22 protein-coding genes and 1 pseudogene are annotated in these 26,569 nt (G+C 41.2%); 8 read left to right on the forward strand and 15 right to left on the reverse strand.

Translation table 11 applies throughout. From position 1 onward, the window contains the following. The first annotated feature begins 29 nt into the window (after positions 1 to 29). A complete protein-coding gene (locus AC2D3N_RS23145) occupies positions 30 to 1,316 on the forward strand; it encodes an inorganic phosphate transporter (RefSeq protein WP_484692290.1) in 1,287 nt (428 codons plus the stop codon). A 652-nt stretch (positions 1,317 to 1,968) separates the two neighbouring features. After that, entirely contained in the window at positions 1,969 to 3,684 is a 1,716-nt protein-coding gene (locus AC2D3N_RS23150; protein WP_079678014.1) for a DMT family transporter, read from the forward strand. A 435-nt stretch (positions 3,685 to 4,119) separates the two neighbouring features. Here AC2D3N_RS23150 and AC2D3N_RS23155 read toward each other — a convergent pair whose 3' ends face one another. After that, positions 4,120 to 4,995: a LysR family transcriptional regulator gene (locus tag AC2D3N_RS23155; RefSeq protein WP_079678013.1), complete on the reverse strand. Its 876-nt coding sequence runs from the start codon at positions 4,993 to 4,995 to the stop codon at positions 4,120 to 4,122. Positions 4,996 to 5,179: 184 nt separating this feature from the next. Here AC2D3N_RS23155 and AC2D3N_RS23160 point away from each other — a divergent pair, with 184 nt between their 5' ends. The 5 genes from AC2D3N_RS23160 (at position 5,180) to AC2D3N_RS23180 (ending at position 9,514) form a co-directional block, all read left to right on the forward strand. Next, complete coding sequence (locus AC2D3N_RS23160; RefSeq protein WP_079678012.1) at positions 5,180 to 5,686, forward strand: type IV pilin-like G/H family protein; 507 nt, start codon at positions 5,180 to 5,182, stop codon at positions 5,684 to 5,686. Between the two features lie 69 nt (positions 5,687 to 5,755). Next, on the forward strand, positions 5,756 to 6,502 hold the full coding sequence (gene cobA / locus AC2D3N_RS23165) for a uroporphyrinogen-III C-methyltransferase (RefSeq protein WP_079678011.1): 747 nt from the start codon (positions 5,756 to 5,758) through the stop codon (positions 6,500 to 6,502). A 77-nt stretch (positions 6,503 to 6,579) separates the two neighbouring features. Next, on the forward strand, positions 6,580 to 7,260 hold the full coding sequence (locus AC2D3N_RS23170; RefSeq protein WP_484692291.1) for a response regulator transcription factor: 681 nt from the start codon (positions 6,580 to 6,582) through the stop codon (positions 7,258 to 7,260). Continuing rightward, positions 7,223 to 8,557 (forward strand): sensor histidine kinase, encoded by a 1,335-nt coding sequence (locus AC2D3N_RS23175; protein WP_079678009.1) that lies wholly within the window; start codon positions 7,223 to 7,225, stop codon positions 8,555 to 8,557. The genes AC2D3N_RS23170 and AC2D3N_RS23175 overlap by 38 nt, the downstream gene beginning before the upstream one ends. A gap of 354 nt (positions 8,558 to 8,911) precedes the next feature. Further along, entirely contained in the window at positions 8,912 to 9,514 is a 603-nt protein-coding gene (locus tag AC2D3N_RS23180) for a PepSY-associated TM helix domain-containing protein (RefSeq protein WP_484692292.1), read from the forward strand. On the opposite strand, the gene AC2D3N_RS23185 is transcribed toward AC2D3N_RS23180, so the two are convergent. The 10 genes and pseudogenes from AC2D3N_RS23185 to ltrA form a co-directional block, all read right to left on the reverse strand. After that, the gene (locus AC2D3N_RS23185) at positions 9,511 to 9,723 is read right to left on the reverse strand and encodes a hypothetical protein (protein WP_484692293.1); all 213 of its coding nucleotides are present in this window, start codon (positions 9,721 to 9,723) and stop codon (positions 9,511 to 9,513) included. The two genes, AC2D3N_RS23180 and AC2D3N_RS23185, sit on opposite strands and share 4 nt — an antisense overlap. 117 nt (positions 9,724 to 9,840) lie before the next feature. Then, on the reverse strand, positions 9,841 to 10,491 hold the full coding sequence (locus AC2D3N_RS23190) for a Uma2 family endonuclease (RefSeq protein WP_484692294.1): 651 nt from the start codon (positions 10,489 to 10,491) through the stop codon (positions 9,841 to 9,843). A gap of 27 nt (positions 10,492 to 10,518) precedes the next feature. Beyond that, positions 10,519 to 10,806: pseudogene (locus AC2D3N_RS23195) on the reverse strand (Uma2 family endonuclease); the annotation flags it as partial. A gap of 256 nt (positions 10,807 to 11,062) precedes the next feature. Further along, positions 11,063 to 12,976: a 1-deoxy-D-xylulose-5-phosphate synthase gene (gene dxs, locus AC2D3N_RS23200; protein WP_484692295.1), complete on the reverse strand. Its 1,914-nt coding sequence runs from the start codon at positions 12,974 to 12,976 to the stop codon at positions 11,063 to 11,065. Positions 12,977 to 13,110: 134 nt separating this feature from the next. Then, entirely contained in the window at positions 13,111 to 13,323 is a 213-nt protein-coding gene (locus AC2D3N_RS23205) for a DUF924 family protein (RefSeq protein ID WP_079678003.1), read from the reverse strand. A gap of 1 nt (position 13,324) precedes the next feature. After that, positions 13,325 to 13,723: a bacteriohemerythrin gene (locus AC2D3N_RS23210; protein WP_079678002.1), complete on the reverse strand. Its 399-nt coding sequence runs from the start codon at positions 13,721 to 13,723 to the stop codon at positions 13,325 to 13,327. A 189-nt stretch (positions 13,724 to 13,912) separates the two neighbouring features. Further along, positions 13,913 to 15,910 (reverse strand): adenylate/guanylate cyclase domain-containing protein, encoded by a 1,998-nt coding sequence (locus tag AC2D3N_RS23215; RefSeq protein WP_484692296.1) that lies wholly within the window; start codon positions 15,908 to 15,910, stop codon positions 13,913 to 13,915. 82 nt (positions 15,911 to 15,992) lie between these two features. Then, positions 15,993 to 16,682, reverse strand: a complete 690-nt coding sequence (gene plsY / locus AC2D3N_RS23220) for a glycerol-3-phosphate 1-O-acyltransferase PlsY (protein ID WP_484692297.1) — start codon at positions 16,680 to 16,682, stop codon at positions 15,993 to 15,995. 32 nt (positions 16,683 to 16,714) lie between these two features. Further along, positions 16,715 to 17,962: a DUF3086 domain-containing protein gene (locus AC2D3N_RS23225; protein ID WP_484692298.1), complete on the reverse strand. Its 1,248-nt coding sequence runs from the start codon at positions 17,960 to 17,962 to the stop codon at positions 16,715 to 16,717. Positions 17,963 to 18,140: 178 nt separating this feature from the next. Beyond that, positions 18,141 to 19,877 carry a group II intron reverse transcriptase/maturase gene (gene ltrA / locus AC2D3N_RS23230; protein WP_079677998.1) on the reverse strand — a complete coding sequence of 579 codons (1,737 nt, stop codon included), beginning with the start codon at positions 19,875 to 19,877 and terminating at the stop codon, positions 18,141 to 18,143. 940 nt (positions 19,878 to 20,817) lie between these two features. Here ltrA and ccmP point away from each other — a divergent pair. Further along, complete coding sequence (gene ccmP / locus AC2D3N_RS23235) at positions 20,818 to 21,459, forward strand: beta-carboxysome protein CcmP (RefSeq protein WP_079677997.1); 642 nt, start codon at positions 20,818 to 20,820, stop codon at positions 21,457 to 21,459. 238 nt (positions 21,460 to 21,697) lie between these two features. On the opposite strand, the gene AC2D3N_RS23240 is transcribed toward ccmP, so the two are convergent. The 4 genes from AC2D3N_RS23240 to AC2D3N_RS23255 are packed head-to-tail and all read right to left on the reverse strand — an operon-like array spanning position 21,698 to position 26,495. Further along, the gene (locus tag AC2D3N_RS23240; RefSeq protein ID WP_484692299.1) at positions 21,698 to 22,531 is read right to left on the reverse strand and encodes a hypothetical protein; all 834 of its coding nucleotides are present in this window, start codon (positions 22,529 to 22,531) and stop codon (positions 21,698 to 21,700) included. After that, entirely contained in the window at positions 22,531 to 22,755 is a 225-nt protein-coding gene (locus tag AC2D3N_RS23245) for a hypothetical protein (RefSeq protein WP_227381064.1), read from the reverse strand. Before AC2D3N_RS23245 ends, AC2D3N_RS23240 begins: the two co-directional genes overlap by 1 nt. A 44-nt stretch (positions 22,756 to 22,799) precedes the next feature. Further along, positions 22,800 to 24,848, reverse strand: coding sequence for an FtsK/SpoIIIE domain-containing protein (locus tag AC2D3N_RS23250; RefSeq protein WP_484692300.1), 2,049 nt, complete (start codon positions 24,846 to 24,848; stop codon positions 22,800 to 22,802). Next, on the reverse strand, positions 24,849 to 26,495 hold the full coding sequence (locus AC2D3N_RS23255; protein ID WP_484692301.1) for a hypothetical protein: 1,647 nt from the start codon (positions 26,493 to 26,495) through the stop codon (positions 24,849 to 24,851). It abuts the gene before it with no gap. Positions 26,496 to 26,569: the final 74 nt, after the last annotated feature.

Raw genomic sequence — 26,569 nt, forward strand, 5'->3', positions numbered from 1 at the left:
ATCCATAGCATTCACCTGGATTCACAAAGATGTTAGACCAATCCATGACCGTCATCGTTGAAATTGTGTTGCTGTGCGGTTTAGCCTTCTATGTTGCCTGTAATCTAGGGGCTAATGATGTAGCCAACTCGATGGGGACGTCGGTGGGTTCCAAGGCATTGACCCTGAAACAAGCGATTATCGCCGCCGGAATTTTAGAATTTACCGGGGCAGTATTTTTTGGAGAGCGAGTCTCTAAAACCCTAGCCACGGAGGTTGTTAATCCGGAAGTTTTTAGCTCCACGCCTCAAGTTTTTGTGATCGGGATGGTATCGGTATTGCTTTCCGCCGGAGTCTGGTTACAAATTGCTACTCGTCAGGGATTACCCGTATCTTCGTCCCATGCGGTGGTGGGAGCGATCGCTGGATTTAGTTGTATTGCCGCCGGGGTCAAGGCGGTCAACTGGCAGACGATTGGTTTAATTTCCCTGACTTGGTTAATCACCCCGGTGATCAGTGGTTTAATTTCAGGATTATTCTACAAGCTGATCAAATATTGGATTTTAGACCAACCCGATCCCCATCGCCAAATCCAAGAATGGATTCCCTGGTTAAGTAGTATTTTAATTGGAATTTTTGGGGTGATTGTTTTCCCGATTTTGAGTTTACCCTTGCAAAAGATCCTAACCCAATGGGGGTGGACGTTACCCGTCCATGATATTCCTTTAGGGATTGGGGCGATCGCTGCGGTCGGTTTAACCGGATTCAGTTGGCGACAATTGGATCAACAGCAGCAGGATTTTAGTTCTAATCCCCTACCGGAAAAATTTCCTGGGATCGAAAAACAACTGGCAGGATTTCAGGTGATTAGTGCCTGTTTTGTAGCTTTTGCCCACGGGTCAAATGATGTGGGCAATACCATCGCCCCCCTAGCCGCAATTTTAGCGGTAATTAAAACGGGTTCAGTTCCCCTAGATGATATTGAAATCCCGATTTGGATTTTACTATTAGGGGGGAGTGGAATTGTCACCGGACTGGCCATCTGGGGTGAAAATGTGATTAAAACCGTGGGGGAAAATATTATTTCCCTGCTTCCGAGTCAGGGATTTTGTGCAGAATTAGCCACGGCTACCACCGTATTATTGGCATCCCGTTTAGGATTACCCGTTTCCACCTCCCATGCGTTGGTAGGGGGTGTGGTGGGAATTGGACTGGTGCAGGGGGGAAAAGAGGTACGCTTGGATACCGTCCGTTCCATTGCCTTAGCCTGGGTGATTACTGTTCCCAGTGCGGCTATAATCAGTGGGATTCTATTTAAAATATTCAATGGATTTTGACACTCTCTAGCATAAACGCTAGAGATTCTTAATTCAGTGACTGACCTTTAAGCACCGTATCCCTTTCGAGCAATACTCAAACCTTTCAATCGTGAAAAGTCACCAATTGACGAGCCTGACTTACGGCAACCCCAGAGGGTCTATCTCCGCTCATCGTACTAGGATACGACCTAGAGTTCGGGCGTGCCCCGCCCTACCTTAATTGATCAAACCAAATTATATGTTTTCTGGTAATGAGAATGGGTTGATTCTCTAGCTCTGTTTTACAAGGTTTTCGCTACCCTTCTTGTTACTCTCAAGGAGTTTTCAGGTTCGAGGGTGCCGACTAAAAGCCGCTTCACAACCGCCCACCTTGGGGATTTCAACCATCTCTATCTTAATCCAAAGCCGTGCTAGAAGCACGGGGTTTTAGACCCAAATTCTCGATAAAATATGGCAGATTGGAAACGAGCGTGTCTTTACACGCTGAGTGAGCTATTGTTTAGTTTAGGTTTTTGGGGATAATTCTTCCGGAGGCTTTGCCATTTTTCCCGTTGTGCCTTTATCGGTAGAGACTAGGATTTCTAGTCTGTAAATTGTGAAACCCGATATGCAGCGTTGGTGTGAGTGGCGTCATAGCTGAATCAGCAGATCAATAAGAGGTTAATCACGAATGGGGACACAGGACAATCAACCGCCACCTTTAGGATCGGGAGAAACCACATCCGCAGAAATCATCCTAAGTTCGGTGATACAGGAATTAGAAACCTTCCATCACCAGATTAAGGAAAGATATCTGTCGGATATCCAACGACTCGAAACGGATAAAGTTCGCTTAATTGGGGATATTGAAAATCTGCAAACGGAATATCAGCGACTGCAATCTGTGCAGTTACAAATATTGTCTGATCGCGTTCCTCCCAATCGAGCTTGGCTCAAACAACTGACTCAAATTGTGGCGCGTGATGTGGAACAATCTTTGATCGCACGCATTAATCAAATTAAAGCAGCCAGCGATCCGCCTTTATTAGCGGCTGATGCGAGTGGACTGCTTCCGAGTGAGGATATCGGTGCAGAAAACTTCAATAATCGAGAGTTGGAAGCGGTTTTGGAAACCAGTCTGAACCAAACCTTTCAAAGCTTACAGCAGGAGTTAGGTAACTATCAAAGTAACCTATCTCGACGGTTAAACCATATGCAAACCTTGGAACAGCAGGTTGAAGCCTTGCTAGAAACCATTGTTAATCGTTTGCAAGAACAGGTGGAAACACCAACTCTCTGGGGGGAGAGTTCCCGTCCAGGACTACCGAGTGGACGTTCTGACTCCCTGCCTCCAACTAATACGGCCCCGACAAATCGCCCGGAACCCCTTGGGAGTTCCCAGCCCAAGTCGTCTTCTCCGGTGCAGTTGGGTCTATTTTTGGCGTTACTTTCGGCGGTATCTCTATCGTTGTTTAACGTTTGTTTAAAGATTATTCTCAAAGGGCCACAACCCCGAGAAATCTTGGGTTTATTTTCCCTAGAAGGAATTATTAGTCCGGGGATCGGAAACTCTTTATTAATCTTGTTACTCCGCATGATTGTGGTCATGGGACTGATGCCGATTGTGGCAACGTTCCTTTATCCTCCGGTATGGGGTGATCTGCGACGTTTTCTTCAGTCCGGTGATCGTCGCTTAATGCTGACGGTGATTGGCAGTGGATTTTTCTTGTTTTTATCCCAAGTCGCTATCTATGTGGCTATTGGTGAGATTCCGACCGGAATTGCGATCACGATTTTCTTTATCTATCCGATTGTAACGGTAATTGCCTCTTGGGGCCTATTTGGAGATCGACCGACCCTAATTCGGGTGATTGCCATGATTATTATTCTGGCTGGAGGGATTCTCTGTTTACCTGCTCGAAATCCTAATATCGCTATGGGAAATGTACAGGTGGGGGTGATTGCTGCGATCTGTGCAGGTGTAGCCTTTGCCGGGTATGTGTTACTGACTCAGGTGGCGGCGGGAAAACTCCATCCTATCCCGTTTAGTTTGGTGAACTTTGCGTCTATTTTTGTCTTTTCTTCTCTGAGTTTAATGTTGCTACCCGATAGTTTGGGGATTAATATTGAACCGGGAGTTTGGAACGGACTAATGATTGGAGGTGTTGTTTTAGGTGTTCTCACTCTATCGAGTTATTTATTAAATAATTTCGCCATTCGCTCGGCGGGAGCTGCCTTAGCCTCCATTATTGGGACAACCGGGCCGGCATTAACCGCGTTGTTTGCCTTCTGGATTATTGGTGAGGCGATTAAGCAACAACAAATCTATGGGATGGCGTTAGTGATTTTGGGTGTGGGGACGATGAGTTTTGAACGAATGATTGGCTCAAAACGCAAGACTAGCTAAGGTCTGGAGCAGGGGGAGCAGGGGGAGCAGGGGGAGTAGGGGGAGCAGGGGGGCAGGGGGAGCAGGGGGAGCAGGGGGAGCAGGGGGAGCAGGGGGGCAGGGGGAGCAGGGGGGGCAGGGGGGGCAGGGGGAGCAGGGGGGGCAGGGGGAGCAGGGGGGGCAGGGGGAGCAGGGGGAGCAGGGGGAGCAGGGGGAGCAGGGGGAGCAGGGGGAGCAGGGGGAGCAGGGGGAGCAGGGGGAGCAGGGGGGGCAGGGGGAGCAGGGGGAGCAGGGGGAGCAGGGGGAGCAGGGGGAGCAGGGGGAGCAGGGGGAGCAGGGGGGGCAGGGGGAGCAGGAAAAATAATTGACATTCTATACCCGCCACTTCGCACTCCGAACTTTGCACTCCGCAATCTTTTCTCATGCCTCTGCTGACTCGGTGACTCGGTGGCTTCTCTACTTAGAAAATACCCCGGTTCCTCTGAGGACGTCCAGGAAAGCAAAAACCGCCGGGACATGGAGGCTATTTGACCAGAGGGCGGCACCAATGACTCGTTCTAGGGGAACAGGTAAGGCTCTGACTTGGACTTGGGGAGGAATGGGTAAAGCAGCTAGACGGGGTAAAATGGCAGCCCCTAATCCCTGAGCTACCATACTGACAATGGTTGAGTCTTCTTTAATTTGATAGGCGACTTTTAACGATTGTCCCCATTTTGACCAATGTTCCCGCACCGCAGAAGTACATTCGGCATAATTGAATAAAATAAAAGAGTAGGTCGAGAGTTGTTCCCAGCTTAGAATTTCGGGAATTTGACCCGCCGAAGTGGGAAGTAAAACGACATATTCATCTCTGGTAATTTCCCAAGTTTCAAATTCTTCCGCACGGGGTAAGGGAAGTAACCCAATATCCACTTGGCCTGTGCGTAAACTCTGTTCGATTCCTAGGGGATCGGTTTCGGTAATGGTGATTTCTATGTTAGGAAAACGACTGCGAAACTGGGCAACTTTTGAGGGGAGGATATGGGTTGCTGCACTACGAAAGGAGGCAACCCGAATTTTTCCCCGATGTAAACCTTTTTCTAAATTGACTTCATGATCGATTTTTTCGCGCAGTTCTAGGATTTTACTCGCGTGTAGCATCACCCGTTCTCCAATCAAGGTGGGACGGGCGCCAAATCGTCCTCGCAGCAGTAAGGGAATACCCAGTTCATCTTCTAAAGCGGCGATCGCCCGACTGACGGCAGATTGAGAGATACTTAAACTCAATGCTGCTTCTGAAAAGCTTCCTTGTTCTGCTACCGCTAGTAAAATTTCAAGTTGATCAATATTCATCTTGCTTTTAACTGTCAGCGACTCGCTATGAGCTTCTATACTCACCGAGAAAATTTTAACTTGAGTTGCTATAAATTATATTATAGTAAATGTTAGTAATTTTTTTACTCAAAATCCCCAGAGTAAACTTCGGATCGTTGACTGAGATTTACCATCTGTTTATATTAAGTTAACAATTAAAAATATGTCTAAATTTAATTTCTTAAGTTCCCCCCAAAAATGGATATATTTATCTTATTTTGGTATATTTTTAATTCTATTTACATTAGGTTTATTTCATTTTGATAATAAAATCCGTAGAGGTCAGCAAGCGCAAGGGAGGTCAATTTTAAAAACTTTAATTAAAAATCAAGATCAACAATTTAAAACCTATGGTAAATTTACACCTAACCTAGAAAACTTATATCGGGGGACTTCAAAAGGAATCGGAACTTATAAATTTAAAATGACGGTAGAATCGGATCAGGTATTCTTTGAAGCCATTCCGATTATTTGGCGTCGGGTTAGTTACTCTGGAGCTTTATTTAAGATTAAAACAGATAACTCTATTGTGCTGGTGGGAGGAATTTGTAAAAGTCCTAGCTCCTCAATGACCGCTCCAATTCCAATTCAACCCCCTTTTCCCAACTTTCATCAAGTCCGTTGTCCTCTTGATGCTGAACTGGTAGAATCCATGAAGTTTTCTAAGTAAAGTCTCAACAATAAGGAAATAATAAACCCTAGGGGTTTTCTGACTAACTAGAATTTGAGTACAGTGATGATGAATCAATCTAAAAAAAGTTTAGGTAAAGTATATTTAGTTGGTGCAGGGCCAGGAGATCCAGGTCTGTTAACTGTTAAAGGAAAAACCTTATTAGAATTGGCAGATGTAGTAATTTATGATGCCTTGGTTAGTGATCAAATATTGGATTTAATTAATCCTGAAGCCGAAAAAATTAATGCCGGAAAACGGCGAGGTAAACATTCATTATTACAAGAAGAAACAACTCAAATATTAATTGAAAAAGCTCAAATTCATGCAGTTGTTGTGCGCTTGAAAGGAGGAGATCCGTTTATTTTTGGTCGCGGTGGGGAGGAAATGCAAGACTTAATTCAAGCTGGAATTTCTGTGGAAGTTGTCCCCGGAATTACTTCGGGAATTGCGGCGCCTGCTTATGCGGGAATTCCGTTAACCCATCGAGATCATAGTTCATCGGTTACCTTTGTAACGGGTCATGAAACCGCCGGAAAATATCGCCCACAAGTGAATTGGGAAGCGATCGCGCTTGGTTCAGAAACCATTGTCATCTATATGGGGGTTCATAATTTACCCTATATTATTCAACAGTTAACCCAAGCTGGAAAATCCCGAGATACTCCGATCGCCTTAATTCGTTGGGGAACTCGACCGGAGCAGGAGGAGTTAATTGCCACCTTAGAAACCATTGTTCAAAAAGTAGCAGAAACTGGTTTTGAAGCTCCGGCGATCGCTGTAATTGGTTCAGTTGTGAATTTAAAAAGGTGTTGACTTTAATTAACTGATAATAGCTGTAAATCTTGATCTCTAGCTTGGCTTAATTTTATCTAAAATTAAAATAGGGGAAAATGAGAATTTTATTAGTTGAAGATGAGGAAAGAATTACAAAAGCCTTAGCAGAAGCCTTAATGGATCATCATTATGTGGTGGATGTCGTTCATGATGGTCAGATGGGGTGGGAGTTTGCAGAATCGGCTGCCTATGATCTGATTATATTGGATGTGATGTTACCTCGACTGACTGGGATTGAGTTTTGTCAACGATTAAGACAACAGGGAAAAACCACACCTGTATTGATGTTAACGGCAAAAGATACCAGTGCAGATAAAGTTTTAGGATTGGATGTAGGGGCGGATGATTATGTGATTAAACCCTTTGATTTACAGGAGTTATTAGCAAGAATTCGCGCTTTGTTAAGACGAGGAAATTCCGCCTTACCTCCGGTGTTAGAATGGGGAAGTCTTCGCCTAGATCCAAATAGTTGTGAGGTGACGTATGAAGGAAAATTTCTATCTTTAACTCCTAAAGAATATGGTTTATTAGAGTTATTCTTACGCAGCCCGGGACGATTGCTTTCGCGGGAAATAATTTTAGATAACCTCTGGTGTTTTGAAGATATTCCGGGTGAAGATACGGTGAAAACCCATATCAAAAGATTAAGGCAAAAACTCAAAACAGTCGGCGTACCCTCTACATTAATTGAAACAGTTTATGGCTTGGGATATCGGCTCAACACGCAACGTAATTAATCCCCAATTTCGAGCTTTAAGTTGGCGGTTATTGCTGTCTTATCTAGGGGTGATGATGGCAATTTCAGGAATATCAATGATTGCCGTTTATGAATTTTTTAGGTTTAGTTTATATCAACAATTAGATCGTCAACTGCTAATATTAGCAGATGCTGCTGCTCATAGTTTTGAAGAAATTAAAGAAAAAAAAGAATCTTTTGAAGTTCCTGATTCTCTAAACTTAGATGATGATAATGATCTGGATATTCCTTGGCAAAATATGCACCAACCCAGTCAAGGAATTGAATGGTTTGATCATAACCGCCAACTAATTACTAAAGTTGGAAAAGTTTTTCCACCCCTTGATTTATCCCATTATCATTGGACTTATACCGTCAATAACCAAAAAATTCGTACCCTAACTTTACAGGTTAATAGAGAAACAGAATCGCAAAAACAGATGATCGGTTATGTCCGGATCAGTGAGTCTACAAAACCCGTGGAAAGGGTGTTAATAAAATTAAGATTAGTAATGATGTTAGGGGGAATATTAGTATCAGGATTAACGGCTTTTGGAGGTATGTGGTTAACAAAACAATCTCTAAAACCTATTGAACAAAGTTTTGAAAAACTCAAACAATTTACCGCCGATGCTTCTCATGAATTGAGAAATCCTTTAGCTGGAATTAGAACTTGTGTGGAAGTTATGCAAAGTCATCCAGAAAGAATTCATCCTGCCGATATTGATAAATTAAAAGCGATCGCGAGTGGCGTAAATCAAATGACCAGCTTAGTGGAAGATTTATTACTTTTGGCTCGCACGGATCAAGATTCTATTCCCCTAGCCACAGATTGGGTAATTATTCCCCTGAATGAACTATTAGAAGATTTGGTAGAATTTCTCTTTTATCAAGCTGAAAAAAAGGGAGTGGAATTAATCTTAGATATGAAAACTGAAATTAAAATAAAAGGGGTAGGAAATCAACTTTGGCGATTATTTTTAAACTTAATAGAAAATGCGATTTATTATACTGATACTGGGGGGAAAGTAACGGTCTGTTTAGAGCAGCAAGAAAAATGGGTTTGGGTGCGCATAGAAGACACTGGAATAGGGATTTCTCCTGAACAATTACCCCTGATTTTTGATCGGTTGTGGCGTGCTGATCAAGCTCGAAATTGCAGAAAAGGAGGCTCGGGGTTAGGGTTAGCGATCGCTCAAACTTTAGCCCAAAATCATCAAGGAGAAATCATGGTTACCAGTCAGTTGGGAAAGGGTAGCTGTTTTTCTGTGCGTTTTCCCACCCTGGCTAACACCTAATACCAAATTAAAATCATACAATTTAATGGGTAGTATAGCAATCCTAAATCAGTTGTACAAATAGCTGGAAATCCAAATAATCGTAGGGGCGAGGCGCGCCTCGCCCCTACACCGAATTTATGTCCATTTTTTAGGGTTAATAATTTTGATCATTATTTTGTACAATTCATTTAGACTTGCTATATCTGGATTTGTCACCAGTTTGTCACTTTTTAGGTTTATTCTTGAATTCAGGGTTAGGATAATTGTCTTTCTGGAGTTATATTAAGAGGCATTCCCTTGCTCCTGTCCCTAACTGTAGAGACGTAAAAAATTTACATTTCTACAAACTTATAATTATTGAGGCTAATAATAATGGCAAATCTACAGTTTTTTAAATCTCACCAGCTTTGGAAACTGCATCGTAAAATTGCACCGATTATATTTATTCCTTTATTTTTAACTGCTTTCACAGGAATGGCTTATCGCCTGGGAAGGAGTTGGATGAGATTATCAGAAGAAAAAGCAGATATTTTGCTGATGATTCATCAAGGAGAATTTTTAGGAGAGCCCCTAGTTCCTATTTATGTATTATTGGTAGGTTTAGGGTTAATTGCCATGCTTGTCACGGGATTAACAATGGTTCGGTTAACGCAAAAAAAACGTAAAAATCCCACTAAAGATTCTCCGTTAAATGCTAAAAAAGTGCATCAAATATTAGCACCCATTTTGTTCTTACCTTTGTTTTTAAGTGCATCAACAGGAATTTTGTATGGAATAGGAGATAGTTGGTTTCATCTTCCTGATAATTTTGCTCAACTCTTACTAACCATTCATCAAGGGTCTTATTTTGGCTCAGTTGGAAAAACGATTTACGTTGCTTTAATTGGTTTAGGATTAATTGCTATGTTAATTACAGGAATTAATATGACGGGAATTTTTCGTAAAAAACGGGCTAAAGTTTCAGAAGAATCCTAGGTTTCGACCGAATTAGAAATTAAGGTTTCCACTAAATCTGGCAGTTTTTCAGTTGCAGTTCCTTCTAAAACGGTGTATCCTTGTAAAAATTCATAATTGGGATGGGGATCAATAAAATATTTTTCGGGTGTGAAATAATTAAAAAAACGCAATAATTTTGCAGCAGGATAAACCGTTGCGGAGGTTCCCACCCCAATAAAAATTTGCATGGGTTGAGTTATTTGTGCTTTATAGCAGGGAACAGGGAACACCGGAGGAAAAGACTTCACCGTCTAGGTTTTCGCATCACTCTTTGCCCTATTAGTCCTAATCAAAAAATGAACAAATTAGGAATTAAATTGCGATCGCACCCACTGCCGAAATCCTCGTCTTGCTGAACTAGCACCTATTATTTCACTTTCCTGTAAAAACTGTAAAATTCTGTCTATAACTGGCAAATTCCCAAAGATTTGGCTAGTTTCTGTTAACAAATATTCTCCTTGTTGTAGAACAAAAATTTGTAGTTTTCCTTCTGTATAAATCCACAGTTCCGGTACGCCTAATGCTACATAAGCATCGAGTTGAGTTTTTGACGTAACATCGACTTCAATGGCTAAATCAGGAGGCGGATCAATGGATAAATTAACTCTTTGCTTTCCGATCATCAGACGAGAATTTTGAATGTAAAAACAATCATCTGGTTCTAAACCAACAGCCATTTCAGGGCGTTTAAAAGTTGTTGATCCGTAGGGTTCCCAATCTATTTCTAACTCATCTAACAAGATTTTAACAAATTCGCCAATCATGATTTTGGCTTTTTCGTGTTCTGGTAATGGCATCCGAATTTCTAACACTCCTTGATAGTAAACGACCCGTGAAGCCCGATGTTCTCCCATTTCTTCTAAAATGGCTTCAAATTCTTTCCAACTCACCTGACGCAAGATTAGGTGTTGTCCGGGTTGAATATCGATTTGGTTTAATTGCAAGGTAACAACCATTTCAGCTTTCCTAACTCACTATTTTTGTTACTTCCAAACTTCAGTTAAATCTAACATAAACCCTGGTAAAATATCTTCTCCTGATAAGCTTAATGGATGATTTAGTAATTCTACATCCTGATTTTGTCGATAAATTTCTACGGTTTTATTTTTGCGATCAATTAACCAACCCAAACTAGCCCCATTTTCTATATATTCTATCATTTTAGCTTGTAATTTCTCTATTGAGTCATTTTTTGAACGTAATTCTAATACAAAATCTGGGCAAATCGGGGCGAATATTTCCCGTTCCTCCTGTGTTAGTAAATCCCATCTTTATGGGTGATTGATAGTATTAATGCGGGTGAAATATTGACGGCAAGCGGTTGTAAAAAGTTAGCTTGTGTCATGATTTTTTCCTATATATAGAGCGTGTTTACCAACTCTTTGTATCTTTGTGATTAAATTGAGATTGATTTTTGTATAACTGCTATATTTGAAACCCAGTTTCCAGTAAAAATAGTGATTTTCGCAATTCAATTTTTACTAGAAAACTGAGTTTTTATCTCAAAATTAGTGATTTTTGATCAAATCAACTAACTTTAGAAGGTTGTTTTTTCTGGATAAAAAAGGCTTCCCGAATTTGTTCGGAAATCTGAGAACTTGTTAACCCTAAATCAGCAAAAGATTCATTAGGTTCGGCATGATCGACTAAAATATCGGGAACCCCAAAACGCTTTACCGGAACTACCACATCATTGTCTAATAATGCTTCGGCTACGGCGGAACCAAAACCACCCATTAAACAACCTTCTTCGATCGTCACAACTTTACCAATTTGTTTGGCTAAAGGTGCAATTAATTCCACATCCAAAGGTTTAACAAAACGGGGATTAATGACAGTTGCTTCAATGCCATGTTCACTGAGAATTTCTGCTACTTGCATCGACATATTCACCATACTGCCATAACCCATTAATAGCAGATCATCCCCATGCCTTAAAATCTCTCCTTTGCCGATGGGTAAGGGTTCCCAACCTTCTTCCATGAGAGGAACACCTAAACCCGATCCGCGAGGATAACGCATAGCAATGGGGCCGTTTGTATGCTCAATTCCGGTGACTAACATTCGTTGTAATTCGGCTTCATCTTTAGGCGCCATAATCACTAAATTGGGCAAACATCGCAGATAGGAAATATCATACATTCCCTGATGAGTGGGGCCGTCTACCCCAACAATTCCCGCCCGATCTAAACAGAAGAAAACCGGGAGTTCTTGAATACAAACATCATGAATAATTTGATCATAAGCCCGTTGTAGAAAGGTGGAATAAATCGCTACAACCGGACGCATTCCTTCGGTGGCTAACCCAGCAGCCATAGTTACAGCGTGTTGTTCAGCAATACCTACGTCAATATATTGTTTCGGCAGTTTTTTCTGGAGAATATCTAACCCAGTTCCCGTTGCCATGGCTGCGGTAATTCCCACAATTCGAGGGTCATTTTCACCTAATTTGACTAGGGTTTCCCCAAAGACTTTAGAATAACTGGGGGGTTTGGGTTTACTCGCCGGAACAGCTTTTCCTGTAGCTAAATTAAAGGGGTTTTGAGCATGATAACCAACTTGATCTTTTTCGGCGATCGCATAGCCTTTTCCCTTCACCGTGGCGACGTGAACTAACACTGGCCCTGGTATTTTATGGGCTTGCTGAAAGGTCTTAATTAATTCTGGTAAATCATGACCATCTACGGGCCCAACATAAGTAAAACCTAATTCTTCAAACACCGCCCCCACTTTAGGAACAGCAAGGCGTTTCATGCCTTCTTTCATCCGTTCCATTTCGGGGGTAAAAGCTTCTCCCACAAAGGGTAAATGTTTAAATTGTTCTTCTAAATTATCCGTCAGAAATTGAACCGGATCACTGAGGCGCATTTTATTCAAATAACGAGAAATTGCCCCCACATTAGGAGAAATTGACATCTCGTTATCATTAAGAACTACCATTAAATTAGTATTAGGTAAATGTCCGGCGTGGTTAATAGCTTCTAAGGCCATGCCTCCGGTTAAAGCACCATCCCCAATAATGGCAACAACTTTGAAGTGTTCCCCTTTCATATCTCGGGCGATCGCCATTCCTAAGCCCGCAGAAATACTGGTAGAAGCGTGTCCGGCTCCAAAATGATCAAATTTGTTTTCACAGCGTTTTAAATAGCCTGCAACGCCGTCTTTTTGCCTTAAAGTATGGAAATTTTGATAACGTCCAGTGATTAATTTATGGGGATAGGCTTGATGTCCCACATCCCAAATCACTTTATCTCGATCTAAGTCCAGGGTTTGATATAAACCCAATGTTAGTTCCACAACCCCTAAACCTGGCCCTAAATGCCCTCCGGTGGCGGCAACGGTTTCTAGGTGTTTCTCGCGGATCTGGCGGGCAATTTGTTCGAGTTGATGGATCGACAAACCATGGAGTTGATTGGGATGAGTAATTTCACTTAGGTGCATATTTGTTAAATGCCTGCATTTACTATAAATGTCATGGTAGCACCGGACGAGGTAGGGGGAGCAGGGAGAGAAGATGAAGCGGCAGGGGGAGTGTCCTCCCTCGCTAACAGTTAACAGTCAACGGTCAACACTCCTTAAAATGAGGAACCGGGTTGGGTGAGGAATGCTAGTTCTGCGGCGGTGCTGGGACGACTTAAAATAGCGTTGCGATGGGGAAAGCGTCCGAATTGTTGAATAATGTTAAGGTGGGCGATCGCATAATCAAACATAGATGCCGTAGGGAAGATAAATAAAAGCTCGTTGCACGAATAATAACTGTTGATCAAATTCTCGACTTGCTGAATCATTTTATTTTGTAGGAATATGGGATTTAAGCTGAGTATCAATATTTTTAATATGGTTGACAAACCAATCTACTAACTCCTGCTTAACTTGAGTCCGAATTAAATTTAAAGGTTGCTTTTGGTCGATTTTACTATTAATATCTTGCAAGGTTGTTAAAAAATTAGTATGGGCTTTCTTGTTATCGCAAGCAACGGGACATTTATGGCTATTCATGCAGGATTCTTCATAATTAAAGTGATTATTCGTATACATTTTTAGAAATCCCATAATCGCTCGAAGTTCTTGATCGCCTTTGTGATTGTCAATGGCAGCTAATAACTGATCCATTTGATCTAATAACTGTTCATGTTGACAGTCGAGTAAGGGGATGCCAATTTTCAAGTAATCATTCCATGTTCTCATATTTTTATCCTAACTTTGGGGCTGGAGTGTCAACTTAAAGCGATCATTTCCTGACCACGGATCGTAATTCTTGATCGGCAACTTAACCCAGATTTTTAAGATAAATTTAATAATTTAGTTTTAGTTGTGTTCCGCTTGATTAATCCTAGTTTAACTTTCTCTTAAACCTTCTGATTACAAAGGGTAAATTTATTTTTTACCGATCAACCAATAGGTGGTCATTTCTCCTTTCCCTTTAATAGAAATTATGCCCCGTTTTTCAAAGTTATATTGATCTTTAATTCTGTGATAAGTGGCTTCTGTAACTTGAATTCGTCCGGGGTCACCGGAAGATTCCATTCGGGAAGCAATATTAACTGCATCCCCCCATAAATCATAAATAAACTTTTTAATTCCAATGACTCCAGCTACTACAGATCCGGTATTAATCCCAATTCTAATTTGAAATTGAGAGTCTATATTAAATCTTTCTAAAGGGACTTTAAATTCCGCCATGGCGGCTTGCATTCCTAATGCCATATCGGCGATCGCTTCGGCATGATTGGCTTTGGGTAAAGGCAAACCTCCAACTACCATATAAGCATCACCAATAGTTTTAATTTTTTCTAAGCCATTTTTTTCAGCTAAATGATCAAAAATCGAAAACATTTCATTCAGAACACTGACTAATTCTATCGGCGGAATTTGGGAAGATAGGGGAGTAAATCCCACCACATCGGCGAATAAAATGGTGACTTCTTCAATCGCAGAAGCGATGGCTTTTGTATTATGTTTGAGTTGGTTGGCGATGACTTCGGGTAAAATATTTAATAATAATTGTTCCGATCTTTCTTTTTCTAATCTTAAATCGGCGGTGCGTTCTTCGACTCGCTGCTCTAATTCGGCATTGGTTTTTTCCAATTCATTAAAAGAGGCTTTTAACTGTTGGGTCATAGTATTAAAAGAATGAGCTAAAATCCCCAATTCTTTAATCGGTTCAACGGGAATTGTTTGTTCTAATTCTCCACTGGCGATCGCTTGACTGGCTTCACTCAGGCGTAAAATTGGGGTACTAATCCAACGGGCGGTAAAAATGCCGCATAAAGTAGCTACTAATAACGCCACAATACATAATAAAATAGTCGTCCGAGTATTAGCATGAATTTCCGCCATGAAATCCGATTCCGGTACAACCACCACAATCAACCAATTAATTCCTCGTCGATCAGATAGGGGAGTGACTTGTAAATATTGTTGTTTTCCATTAATCTCAAAGGTCAGTTGAGTTGAGGTTTTAATCTGATCTAAACTACCAAAATATTTCAGTAAATAACTAGAGGTAGCTTGAGTTAAAACATCACTACTTTTAATCCCTTTAATCCGTTCGGTTTCCTTTTCTTTTTTATGAACAATAAAGGTTTCTTCTAGGGTTGAGGTGGCGACTAAATATCCATTTCTTTCCAGGACAAAGGTTTGTCCGGTTTTGCCAATTTTTAAACGGTTTAGAAATTGACTAATGCGTTCTAAGGTTAAATCGGTACTTGCTACGCCTAATAGTTTTTTATTGCGATTATAAATAGGTTGGTTGGCGGAAATCACTAAAACTTTAGAACCAAAATAAGCATAAATTTCACTCCAAACGGGTTTTCCAGCTTTCACTCCCGCTTCATACCAAGGACGAACTCTAGGATCGTAATTATCTCTAACACTTAATAATTCCTGGCGATCTCCTTGATTATTGGTTAACCATTTATGAAACTTTCCGGCAGTGCTTTTATCAACAATATCAAATTCTATCGTGCCATCATCATTGCGATTAGCTCCCACATAATAACTATTTTGTAATCCAATCCCAATATAACTAGCGGTTTTAAATTGTTTTAACTGACTCCACAGATACTTTTCCATCTGGGGAACATTATCTACACTAATTAATCCCATTCTCAGGGTATCAACATTAATTTGATTGATGATATGGGGGGTTTCTAAATAGGTATTAAGTTCCTGTTGGATGCGGTTGCTTAATTCAATTCTTAATTGAGTTGCTAAATCATTAACGGCGATCGAACCATTTCTAAAAGACAACCATCCCGTTAGTCCGACGGATGCAAAAATTTGGATTAAAAAAGGAACCACAAAAACCACCCGCAGGGATAGTTTAGGTGCTTTTTTCTTAAATCCCAATAGACGACGAGATAGAGATGCCATAGTGATTGTCCCTGATATCAAAATCAACGATTCGCACCTAATCCCATTAATTAGCGGTTTTTAAAGGGTGATTGCCTTGATTTTAACGAATTATTATTGGATTTGGGTAGTTAATTTCTCGCCTAGTTTGGGTTTCTGTTCCTTTGAAAATCCGATCAATATTACTGCGGTGTCGCCAGATGACGTAAATTCCCCCGGCGATCGCAAAAATTTGATAGGCCAGAGGTTCCCCAGTTATAATCATTAAAATGGCAATTCCCATCGCCCCGAAAATTGAACTTAAGGAAACAATCCGAGAAATTGCTAAAACCAGGGCAAAAATTCCTAGGGTTGCTAAGGCTAATTTCCAATCTAAGGCAAATAAAATTCCCAGACTAGACGCCACGGATTTTCCTCCTTTCCACCCGATCCAAATAGATTTTGTATGACCAATAATTACAATTAATCCGGCTAGAATCGCTATCCAATATTGCAACAGATCAGGAGATTGGATTCCGGCATTTGTAGCCAGTTCGGAGGTAAAAGAGAGGGAATAAGTCCAAAAAACCAGAAGAACCGCTAAGGTTCCCTTTAAAATATCAATCAATAAAACCAGTAAGGCTGGGAATTTTCCCAAGGTTCTCAGGATATTTGTAGCTCCGGTGGAACCGGAACCCTCAGCCAGCATATCAACGCCATAGAACCAACGTCCGATGGCGTATCCCGTGGGGATGGAACCTAAGAAATAGGCCGTTACTAATAATCCGGTATTAATTAATAACCATTCAATCATGTTGAAAAGACCGTTAAAAAGTGCTGAAGTTGTTAAAATCGTTCCGTAGGTGCTTGTTGGGTTTGGGGGTCGGGGGCCAGAGCCAACCACAGGGGAAATTGCAGTAAAGATAGACTGATTCTATCTTCCATATCATCAATAATAATGAAGGGTAAACGTCCCTCTTTCACCAAACGATCGGCTTTTTGAGAGAGAACTTCCGCTTCTTCAAATAAAACAATTCCCTGTTCCGGGCCGAAATCTCGACGGTCAATCCCTAAACAATCTTGTAGACCGCGGCGCCATTCTCCCAATCGTTCGGGACTATTGGCTAAAACCAGGGTTCTTAGGCGGTTTCCATAGATATTTCTCAATATAGAAATAGTAGCAGAAGCCACTAATATATTCTGTAAACGACTGCCCATGGTGCGCAATGCACCCCGTCCACCTTGGTTAAAAAACCAATTGGAAACCCGTTTGGCGTGAATCGGTTCAAAGGTGCGACGCAGTTGCCAAGGCGGGCCATAATAGTCGGGGGCGCTGCGATATTGATCGAGAAGTTGGCGAATTTTCTGGGTTTGTTCGGTGAAGCCCTGTTCTGAAAATTGTGGCGCGGCGGTGTTTTGAGGATTTTCTACGGGGATAACCACCTTCGTCACTTCTCGGGGTTGGGCGGGAATGGGCGGCTCGGGGGTGTTTTCCGGTATCAGTTCCAATTGTTCGGTGGTGGCGACTAAATCCTGTAAACTTCCGACTAAATAATCCTTAAATCCCTGGACTCGGATGGCGAGTTCTTGGGAGACTCCCGCGAAGGAGGTGCGCATTTCTTTTTGGATGCGATCGCGGCGACGTTCGAGTTTTTCGATTTCGATTTGTAAGGTTTGTTTGCGTTGTTCTAACTGATCTAAGGCGGAGGAGATCAATTTTCCCATGGACTGGGTTAATACCAGTTGTTCGGTGGTGATGCGTTCGTTGGTCTCCTGTAACCCGGCAATTCTTTTTTGTAGTTCCTGTTCCTGAATCTGTAATCGTTTCACCCGTTGCTCTAACTGGGTGGTGACTTCTTCTATGGGTTCGGACATCAGACGTTCGGACAAGCTCGGTGAGGTGGCAGAATTTGCTCCCGGTTCAGGATTGTGGAGTTCGTTGGACTCCCAAGGGTCAGCAATGGGTAAAGGGTTCATATTAATCGAGTTCTCTGCGGTTTCTCCAACGGAGGGATTAAAGGGTGGCGTTGATGAAGATTTAGCCCCGCTTAGGGGTGGGTTTTGATCTCGGATTTGAGTTTCTTCTGAATTCATGAAATTGAGCGTCCCGGTCTAAACACAAGGGGATGTGATGGGTGAAAGTATAGCGTTTTGTTCGGTTATTGGGGTGTTTAGACAGGTTTGTTACCCTGACCAGTAGGGGTCGAAGGAGGCTTTACAGCCCCCAACTCCCATACAAAACCGTGCTTGCGACTTTCACTGCACACGGCTCCTAATCTAGTTGACTGTTTTCTTCAGAGCATCCGGTTTCTTTTGAGTCATAAGACCCATCTGTTGCCGTTTTAGTATCGTGACAATGGCGGTGTAACAATTGCAGGTTTTTATAGTCATTCTTTCCACCTTTCGATGTAGGGATGATATGGTCGATTTCTGCAATGTCTTCTGGGGTGAAATATTGCCCACAGAAGGTACACTTTCCTTTCTGTTTTTTAAGCAGAAACGCTACTTTGTTGGGTACATCGAAGGATGTGCCTTTTCTTGTACTCCAATACGTCCAGTTTCCGTCATAGGGTGATGCTTCAGGTCTTACAGTCACATGGCGGGTAATAGGTGTTTCTGCATGGGTAAGTAGTTTGTAACCATCTTTGGTTTCAAAGCTCCATGCTCTATTACCGTTTCTTTTGTAGTATTTACCAAGTTTCTTGTAACCTGCTTTACCACATCTGCTAACTGTCCATGCTCTTAATCTTTGCCATGTAATATGGTCTGATGAGGAAAATGTTTCTTTGGAAACAACTTTGGAATGGTAATTACACCATCCTCTTATGACCGGATTTAGGCGTTTGATTAATGCGTATTGGGGTGCTGTTTTGTGGGTCTTAATCACTTCCTTTACCTTATCCGCGTGAGCTTTAATTGCCTTTTTACTAGGTTTAATTATGGTTTTGAACCCTAATATTTTTGAGTTGCTACTTCCTGTTTTCCCTGAGTGGTGTTTACCAACGGGATATTGTCGGAAGTTCCAACCTAGAAAGTCGAATCCCGGTTTTACCTTTTCGCCGTTTACTTCGATTTCTCTTAGTGTGTGGCATATACGGGTTTTGGCTGGTTTCAGTTCTAACCCGATGGGTTTTAACCATTCTTCGATGGCAACTTGACACTGTTGAATAATTTCTAGTTGTGGACTTATTACAACGAAATCATCGGCATATCTGATGACTTGAGCTTGGACTGAGTTTCTCTTTTTAGGGAATTTATGTTTAATTAGCTCAATCATACCATCCAGTGCGATGTTAGCAAGTAAGGGACTGATGACACCTCCTTGTGGTGTGCCTGCCTCTGTTGCTTCAAATGTGCCGTTGTCCATAATTCCGGTTTTTAACCATTGTCTGATTTGGGCTTTTATTGTTGATGGACAATCCATTTTGGACAGTAGGTAATCATGGTTAATTTGGTCAAAACATTTGGAGATGTCAGCATCAAGGATGAAGTAATCTTTCTTGTTAATGCTTTGGAAGATTCTTGACATTGCGTCGTGGGCTGAACGTCCAGGTCTGAACCCGTAGCTTTCACCCTCGAATCTGGCTTCCCATTGTGGTTCTAATGCAGATTTAACCAAGGCTTGCTTTACTCTATCTTGTATAGTTGGGATTCCTAGAGGACGTTTTTCTCCGTTCGATTTGGGTATCCATTTCCTTCGGAGTGGTTTCGCCTTTTGGTATTTATTCAAGTTTTGGACAAGTTCTAATCGTTGTTTGGGTGTGATGGATTTAACATCATCTACCCCGGCTGTTCTCTTGCCTTGATTATCTTGAGTTACCCTTCTAACTGATAGGAGTTGGGCGTAATATGACTTAACTAGAAGTTTTTGGAGTTTTCGAGCTTTAGCATTTTGTCCCGATAATGATGCCTGGTAAATTCGCTTTTGCAGCTTGAATACTACTCGTTGAACTTTCGCCCAGTTGATTGTATTCCATGCTTCCGTAGTCTTGGTTATACTCGTTTTCACCGTTTATACTGCTAATAACAACCTTACCTAACAACCAAACCGAAATCTATGGGCATATCCTAAACATTACATTTAGGCATTAGCTTCTGACTCCATCTCTCGCCCTCACAACATCCGCCTTAGATTTGTGGCTACCTGACAGTATTCGACCTCTGTAGGAGTATATGAGGGGTTTTAACGTTCCTTGAAAATGGGATTATTGCCATTAGATTCACCCTGTCCGCCGGGGTACTTTTGGGAGTCTTAGTAAGTGTTCTAACAAAAACCCTTACCTCTTATAGAAGTATATAAAAAACTTCTATCTTTTCCCCTTGTTCTTTTGAACGCAGTGTATCAAGTCAATTTCACTACTTAATCATCACGACGGTTCAAGCCGGGTATTTACTTTCGTTAATCATGGGCAATTGGCTAGGAAAATGCTTAGGCATTGACTTATGACCGCTTTCCCGTTATACCCAGCTTCAGAGTTTTGATAATCAGTCTGGCTCTGTGGGTATTGCCTATATCTCTCAGGTACGGTAATCCGTACCGTTGACTCCGAGATTGACCTTCCTTTGAGGTCACATTTTCAAAGTTAAGATAGGCTTGATTGGTTTTATATTGGGTTTAGTACCCATTTACCAATTGTCTACACCTGTCTCCCTGCTTACGTTTCGGGGTTTATTCTTATACTTTGGCAGGAACGTCTCGCACTGTTAGAGTGATTGTAGCATTACTTCAACCTTTGACTTAATTCAATGACTGACTATAGAATCATCGGGACATTTTTTTGAGATAGACTCCTAAACCCATTTAGCTATAAAGTAATCCCGTTGCGATCGCCCCAAATAATGCCACAATACTCATAGTTTCTTAACAGTTTACGGTTGACTGTTGCCCATTCCCTATTGCCCATTCCCTGTTCCGGTGTTCCCTGTTCCCTGTTCCCTAATTACTGATAATGGGTATAGAATTACGCAGTTACGTCTATTTAGATAATCTTCAACGGCAGCACGCGGCCTATATTGGTACGGTGTCTCTGGGTTTTTTGCCTTTACCTGGGGATTCTTCTTTGTGGATTGAAGTTTCCCCTGGGATTGAAATTAACCGGATTACGGATATTGCTTTGAAAGCTACTTCTGTGCGTCCTGGGGTGTTGTTTATTGAGCGGCTTTATGGCCTTTTGGAAATTCATTCGAGCCGTCAAGGGGATACCATTACCGCCGGACGGGCTATTTTGGATTTTTTAGGGTTAAGGGAAAGCGATCGCCTCAAACCTCAAATTGTGTCCAGTCAAATTATTCGGAATCTTGACCCGCACCAAGCCCAATTAATTAATCGTAACCGTCGAGGTCAGTTAATTTTAGGGGGTCAAAGTTTGTATATTTTGGAAGTTCAACCCGCAGCTTATGCGGCTTTAGCGGCTAATGAAGCGGAAAAAGCGTCATTAATTAATATTCTGCAAGTGACGGCCGTTGGGAGTTTTGGACGGCTGTATTTAGGGGGAGAAGAACGGGATATTATGGTAGGTTCAAAAGCGGCTTTAGAAGCTATTGAAAATGTATCTGGGCGAGCTTATGGAGGTAGTTTTAATCCCGAATAAATAGGATAAAAAATATGGCAAATTCAGAACATTTAGCTTGATTATAGCAAGTCTAAATGAATTGTACAAAATAATGATCAAAATTATTAACCCTAAAAAATGGACATAAATTCGGTGTAGGGGCGAGGCGCGCCTCGCCCCTACGATTATTTGGATTTCCAGCTAATGGAGTTTACTTTCTACAAGTTTATAGTCAAACATTTGTTTAGCTCCTTTTGGACTTGATGGCGATCGCGCATTATGAGCCAAGCCACTTGAGAAACGTATAGCGAAATCCTGTCTGGCGACTTAAATCCTGGTAAGTGACTCCTGGCATCGGCAACATATTTATCTTAACATTGCTGAACTGAGATTGAACTTCTAATGACAGCCGATCCAGAAGAGGTTTCTGTTGATTATATGTGTCCTCTGGAAAATAAAGCCTAACTTCTCCTCCATCTTTTAGACATCTAGCATATTTAGAAGCCGCGTTCTTAAGGCTCTGAGGATTTATTTCAACAGAGCTTTTTTTACCTTGATCTATATCAGCAGGTTTCCAAGCCTTCGCATCACAGATTAGCTGGCGGGAAGTAATATAAAAATCAGGTTCGGCCGGTTTTTTTGCCGGATCGTATTCAAGCTTAGGTTTTATCTGGACTTCTGACCAATCAAGATTATCTTCACTGTCAACGTCTAACAAAACTTTCCAAACGGCTAGTTCTCCTGCATCTCCTAACATTTTGAGCCAAGGCAAAGTCTTGTAAGCCAGAGGATTTTTTTTCAAATCTGTGATGATACTTGTGATGATAGAAGTATCAGCAGAAGTGTTTGCCAAGCTAATTGTTGGATGAATAATTGAAGGTAAAAATGATTGTACTCCTATCATCGCCTGAATTAATTCTATTTGCTTCTGACTGTTTTTGAGGCGGCTCATTTCCTCACAGCAGATTTCCAGAATGTCAGAAATCTCTCGCCTTAGCTTATAAATCCCATAATCAGGTAAATATTTAGCTCGACTTTGCACCTCAGCCAAGCTATTAAGAACTTGACTCAGCATTGACTGAAGCACATCGCACTCTTCATTGATTCCCATTAGCCTCCTAAAGTTTTCATAATATCCTCAGCTTGTCCAGTGGCTACCTTTAATGTTTTAATTGCTTCATCGCAAATTTCATAAATTTGCTGAACTTTAGATCGTGCTTCAGCTATACTGGCATCTGGTAGCTGCCCTGCTTGTGATTTAGCATCATCTATTAGCTCAACCATCTGATTCATTGTTTTTTGGAAGTCTTCTACTTGACCCAGTAAATCGTCCATAACTTACCTCACTACACTTTTTATGTCATTTTAATACAAATTTATTAGTTAAACAAGCTATCTTTATTCCAGATATCTTTGGGGACGTGAGGAGTAGCAATTAGTTTAGGTTCTGCCTCTAACCCTCGATAGATTGCCCTTCCTTTGGGAGTAACGGGTAAACTCGCGGCGCGATCATCATCGAGTAGTCTACTGCTAATATTAGATTGGACGCGAAAAACAATGCGCTCATCAAGATTATATAAGATTTGACTGGGAGTTACGTTTGTATCGGCAGGTTGTTGAGTGCAGTAGAAAATATTAATATCCGCAACGCGAGACTTCAAAACTAAGGTTTCTAAATCTCGATAAATGTTAGCTTTAATCGACCTTTCTGCGTTGACAATTGATGCTGCTTCATCAATAAATAATATAATTCTATGATCTTGGGTATTACACTTAGCTCTCAATTGAGCTAAACTTTCAACATCTTGGGCAATCATTTCATTAAGCCGTTGCTTATATTTTTGCACAAGGCTATTCAGGAGAGAGGCAAAATCTTCAAATTCTGTGACGAGTTTAACATTTGGATAACGTCTGATGATGCGATGATAATCTAAGCCTTCCTTAAAGTCAGCAATGTAAATTTCTCGTTCAGCTTTGATTTTGTAACTGGCATACAAAAACTGATATATGATCGAATTGATAAAGTTAGTTTTGCCAGATTTTGGTACGCCAGCGACTAGCCGATGGGCAATATCTTCAAAATTAGAAAGACAAGGCTCCCCACTTTCATCAACTCCGACTATATATGTATCTTCATTAATTAAATCACCATAATTGTTGATTACATCCTCGATAGGTAAAATCTCTGGTAACATTTTTACTATTTCCTCAAATGAATTTTTATTATTGGCTGGTTGAATACCAATGCGGAAAAATCCGCTAATTTCTTGAGCCGTAGCCAGCCGATGCAATGGCTTTAAATCAACCATCCGAGAAGGGGCGGGACTTGATGATAACTTCGCTAAAGCCGAACCATCTGAAACAGTATCATATAATTGCGGTAAATTTTGATTTTGCTCTGAGTTGATACCACCTATCAAGGGGGGTTGATTTTGATGATTAAATAATGGTTTATCGGGAAGACTCCCAGAATCACCGCCGAATTTTGCTAATCCTTTTTTTTGTGGCTGGATGGCATTCTTTATTAACAATTGACTATCGTTTTTCTGCCAGCCTTCCCATTCAATATTAGTGGAAATATCTACATTTTTTGTAGCTTCCAAACTTTCATAAAATCCGGGTTTATCTTTGCTAATTTGGATGATTCGGCATCGTTTCCCGTTAGGTGTTTCTTTGATGGCTTCATCAATAAGAGCGTTGAGGACGGGAAAAGCATCGGCCCGATTTTCTGCTAAGGCTTTGATACTATATTGGAATAGGTCACTGTTAGGATATGACTGTTGATATTTTTGGTAAAGTGCCGATGTTACTGAGAGAATGTTGTCTTTAATTCCGTTGGTGTTGGTGTTGACTTTCTCTAATTGAGTCAGCATTTGGTTGATGGCATTTACCCACAATGATTTTTGATTGGGGTTGTGATAGGTTTGCAGGGTGATTTCTAAAATCAGTTTGCTGTCTAAGTTATGGATGACATCACAGACGGCTGACATATCATTAGTTTGATTGGCATCGAAAAGGTGAGGTAGGTAGTAATTTTGGGGTGCGATAAATTCTTCATATTTGATAATTTCGCCAATCATTTGCACCCAGTCTAAGTTTTGGAAAATGGTTAGGTTAGGTTGAGGGGTGAGGGTGAAGAATTGGCTTAATTTGCCTTTGGTGAGAAGGCTCAGAATTTGTTCGGAATATTCTTCTGTTTGGGTGTTGTGGGGGTGATTGATTAGGAGGTAGGTTTTGAGTTTGGGGGATTGATAGGGGTCATAGATGTAGCGGAGGGAAATTGTTAGGTTAATACCAAGGCGGCTAATTGAGCTTATTAGCTGTTGTTGGGTTTGTAGGAGGTTTTTACGGAGTTCAGTTTGGCTGTCTTTTTGATGACTCGGTTGAGGGTAAAGTTGATAACATATAGGAAAATTTCGATCAAACATTTATCTCCTCCAGTTATTAGATAAGTTGTCAGAAATACGTTTAATTGTTTTTGCTCTGTTCTTGAGTTCAAAGGAACTGATCAATGCAACAATACTGGCTGAAACAAGACCTAAAAGAAAAAGCGATAAAACCTGTGGATACATGAATATCAATACAAATGCAATAGGCAACCCTAAACACCACAAAGTTGTTTGCGTGTCACCTCCCATTGTTTCACTTTTACGATATAGCTCACCGGATTTGCTATGTAGTGCAGAAACGAGATTAGTTTTTAATGATTCCAAGTCAACTAATAATTTTTGATATTGGTTGTAACTTTTAGAATCATTACTCTCTATCGCTTCTAAATCAGGTAAACTTCTGATTATTTGAGAGAGGTTAGTCTCTACGATTGCATAAAAAGTTTTATCGAGGATTGACTGAGAGGATTTAATTTTGTTTTGCAATGCTAAGGTATCGGATATCTGAGTTCTTAATTTTTGAATCCAATTTTGTATATCACCATTGTATTCATTTTGCTTGCTTTGTAGAAACTTTTTCACTACTGATGGTGATTTTCCATACTTTCTTCCTAATGATTCAGCCGCACCTATAGCAGTAGTAAATCTCGCGGGAATTACACCTAGCTCTCGCTCGGATGATGCAATGATTGACTCTATCTGGGTAATTTTTAGATCTTTTGGCTCAGGTTTGTCTAATCTATACTCAAAGGTAAGTGTATCCAATACCGTATAAGCATCAGTTTCTACTTTTACTAACTGCTGTTTATAAGGATTTAAAAGCCTAACTGCTGTATTTCGTAACTCCGTCTCTTCTAACAACAACTGGCTTAAAGTTTTCAGCCTTCTGTTTACATCCGTTGCTGTATTAATAATCTCCGCCGCATTAATTCTCAATGATGTTTCATGGTTGGAGTTATGCAAAAACTTTTCCAAAAGTCCATAAATAAAATCCTCAATCTCAGCAGATTCTTTAAAAATTAACCCAGCTTGCCGCAGTGCCGTCCCCTGTACAATACTATTGGGTGAAATTAATCCCAAAAACACCCCTCGCCCGTGTAACTTGGAAATGACATCCCCTACTATGTCCGCATAATTCCGAGAGTTCTCATTACCATTTAATAACTCATCAGCCGGCCCGTAGATCCAAAATTCAAGATGCCTTTCATACTCTGCTGTTGTTTCCCCTCTGCTGTTTAGGCGCTGAATTTTGTTAATTTCTGCCAGCTTGCGATCACGTATTTCCCGGCGAATGCGATCAAGAGGTTCAGTAAAACCGCCCCCTTCCAAATGTTGTAAACTCTGCTGAGAATATCCGATCACCTCCAACGCAGAAGCCGCCGCCCACCGAGTCAAGTCATTGCTAACTTCCCCTTTCCCCTTGACTTCCTTGGCGATATCTCTGAGCACATCCCAGTCTGCTAGAGCCTCCTTAACGTGATAGTGTTGTGCAGCCACGCCTAAGCCTTGCAGCGCTAGAGCTCGCGTGGTTAGGGATGCTTGAGTTTCCCAGATGTTGACGAAAAAAGGAACAGCGCGATCAGGGTTGTTTTCGGCAAAGTCGAAGAATGACTGAATTTGTTCTCCTACATTTCTAAAGCGATCGGGGGGATCGCCGCCGCCTGGGGGGTTTGTAAGGTTACTCATGGGCTTAAATGAGATAGACGCGAGGGCATTGAGAAATTATAACTGTTGCAGTCGAGCTTGAACCAATTTTTTGA

It is taken from the genome of Planktothrix sp. PLAVEN19ND, from assembly GCF_057220675.1.

What these genes read in the sequence shown, in the direction of transcription:
- AC2D3N_RS23145 (WP_484692290.1), top strand. Translation starts at nt 30, where the DNA reads ATGTTAGACCAATCCATGACCGTCATCGTTGAAATTGTGTTGCTGTGC.
- AC2D3N_RS23150 (WP_079678014.1), top strand. Translation starts at nt 1,969, where the DNA reads ATGGGGACACAGGACAATCAACCGCCACCTTTAGGATCGGGAGAAACC.
- AC2D3N_RS23155 (WP_079678013.1), bottom strand. Translation starts at nt 4,995, where the DNA reads ATGAATATTGATCAACTTGAAATTTTACTAGCGGTAGCAGAACAAGGA.
- AC2D3N_RS23160 (WP_079678012.1), top strand. Translation starts at nt 5,180, where the DNA reads ATGTCTAAATTTAATTTCTTAAGTTCCCCCCAAAAATGGATATATTTA.
- cobA (WP_079678011.1), top strand. Translation starts at nt 5,756, where the DNA reads ATGAATCAATCTAAAAAAAGTTTAGGTAAAGTATATTTAGTTGGTGCA.
- AC2D3N_RS23170 (WP_484692291.1), top strand. Translation starts at nt 6,580, where the DNA reads ATGAGAATTTTATTAGTTGAAGATGAGGAAAGAATTACAAAAGCCTTA.
- AC2D3N_RS23175 (WP_079678009.1), top strand. Translation starts at nt 7,223, where the DNA reads ATGGCTTGGGATATCGGCTCAACACGCAACGTAATTAATCCCCAATTT.
- AC2D3N_RS23180 (WP_484692292.1), top strand. Translation starts at nt 8,912, where the DNA reads ATGGCAAATCTACAGTTTTTTAAATCTCACCAGCTTTGGAAACTGCAT.
- AC2D3N_RS23185 (WP_484692293.1), bottom strand. Translation starts at nt 9,723, where the DNA reads ATGCAAATTTTTATTGGGGTGGGAACCTCCGCAACGGTTTATCCTGCT.
- AC2D3N_RS23190 (WP_484692294.1), bottom strand. Translation starts at nt 10,491, where the DNA reads ATGGTTGTTACCTTGCAATTAAACCAAATCGATATTCAACCCGGACAA.
- dxs (WP_484692295.1), bottom strand. Translation starts at nt 12,976, where the DNA reads ATGCACCTAAGTGAAATTACTCATCCCAATCAACTCCATGGTTTGTCG.
- AC2D3N_RS23205 (WP_079678003.1), bottom strand. Translation starts at nt 13,323, where the DNA reads ATGATTCAGCAAGTCGAGAATTTGATCAACAGTTATTATTCGTGCAAC.
- AC2D3N_RS23210 (WP_079678002.1), bottom strand. Translation starts at nt 13,723, where the DNA reads ATGAGAACATGGAATGATTACTTGAAAATTGGCATCCCCTTACTCGAC.
- AC2D3N_RS23215 (WP_484692296.1), bottom strand. Translation starts at nt 15,910, where the DNA reads ATGGCATCTCTATCTCGTCGTCTATTGGGATTTAAGAAAAAAGCACCT.
- plsY (WP_484692297.1), bottom strand. Translation starts at nt 16,682, where the DNA reads ATGATTGAATGGTTATTAATTAATACCGGATTATTAGTAACGGCCTAT.
- AC2D3N_RS23225 (WP_484692298.1), bottom strand. Translation starts at nt 17,962, where the DNA reads ATGAATTCAGAAGAAACTCAAATCCGAGATCAAAACCCACCCCTAAGC.
- ccmP (WP_079677997.1), top strand. Translation starts at nt 20,818, where the DNA reads ATGGGTATAGAATTACGCAGTTACGTCTATTTAGATAATCTTCAACGG.
- AC2D3N_RS23240 (WP_484692299.1), bottom strand. Translation starts at nt 22,531, where the DNA reads ATGGGAATCAATGAAGAGTGCGATGTGCTTCAGTCAATGCTGAGTCAA.
- AC2D3N_RS23245 (WP_227381064.1), bottom strand. Translation starts at nt 22,755, where the DNA reads ATGGACGATTTACTGGGTCAAGTAGAAGACTTCCAAAAAACAATGAAT.
- AC2D3N_RS23250 (WP_484692300.1), bottom strand. Translation starts at nt 24,848, where the DNA reads ATGTTTGATCGAAATTTTCCTATATGTTATCAACTTTACCCTCAACCG.
- AC2D3N_RS23255 (WP_484692301.1), bottom strand. Translation starts at nt 26,495, where the DNA reads ATGAGTAACCTTACAAACCCCCCAGGCGGCGGCGATCCCCCCGATCGC.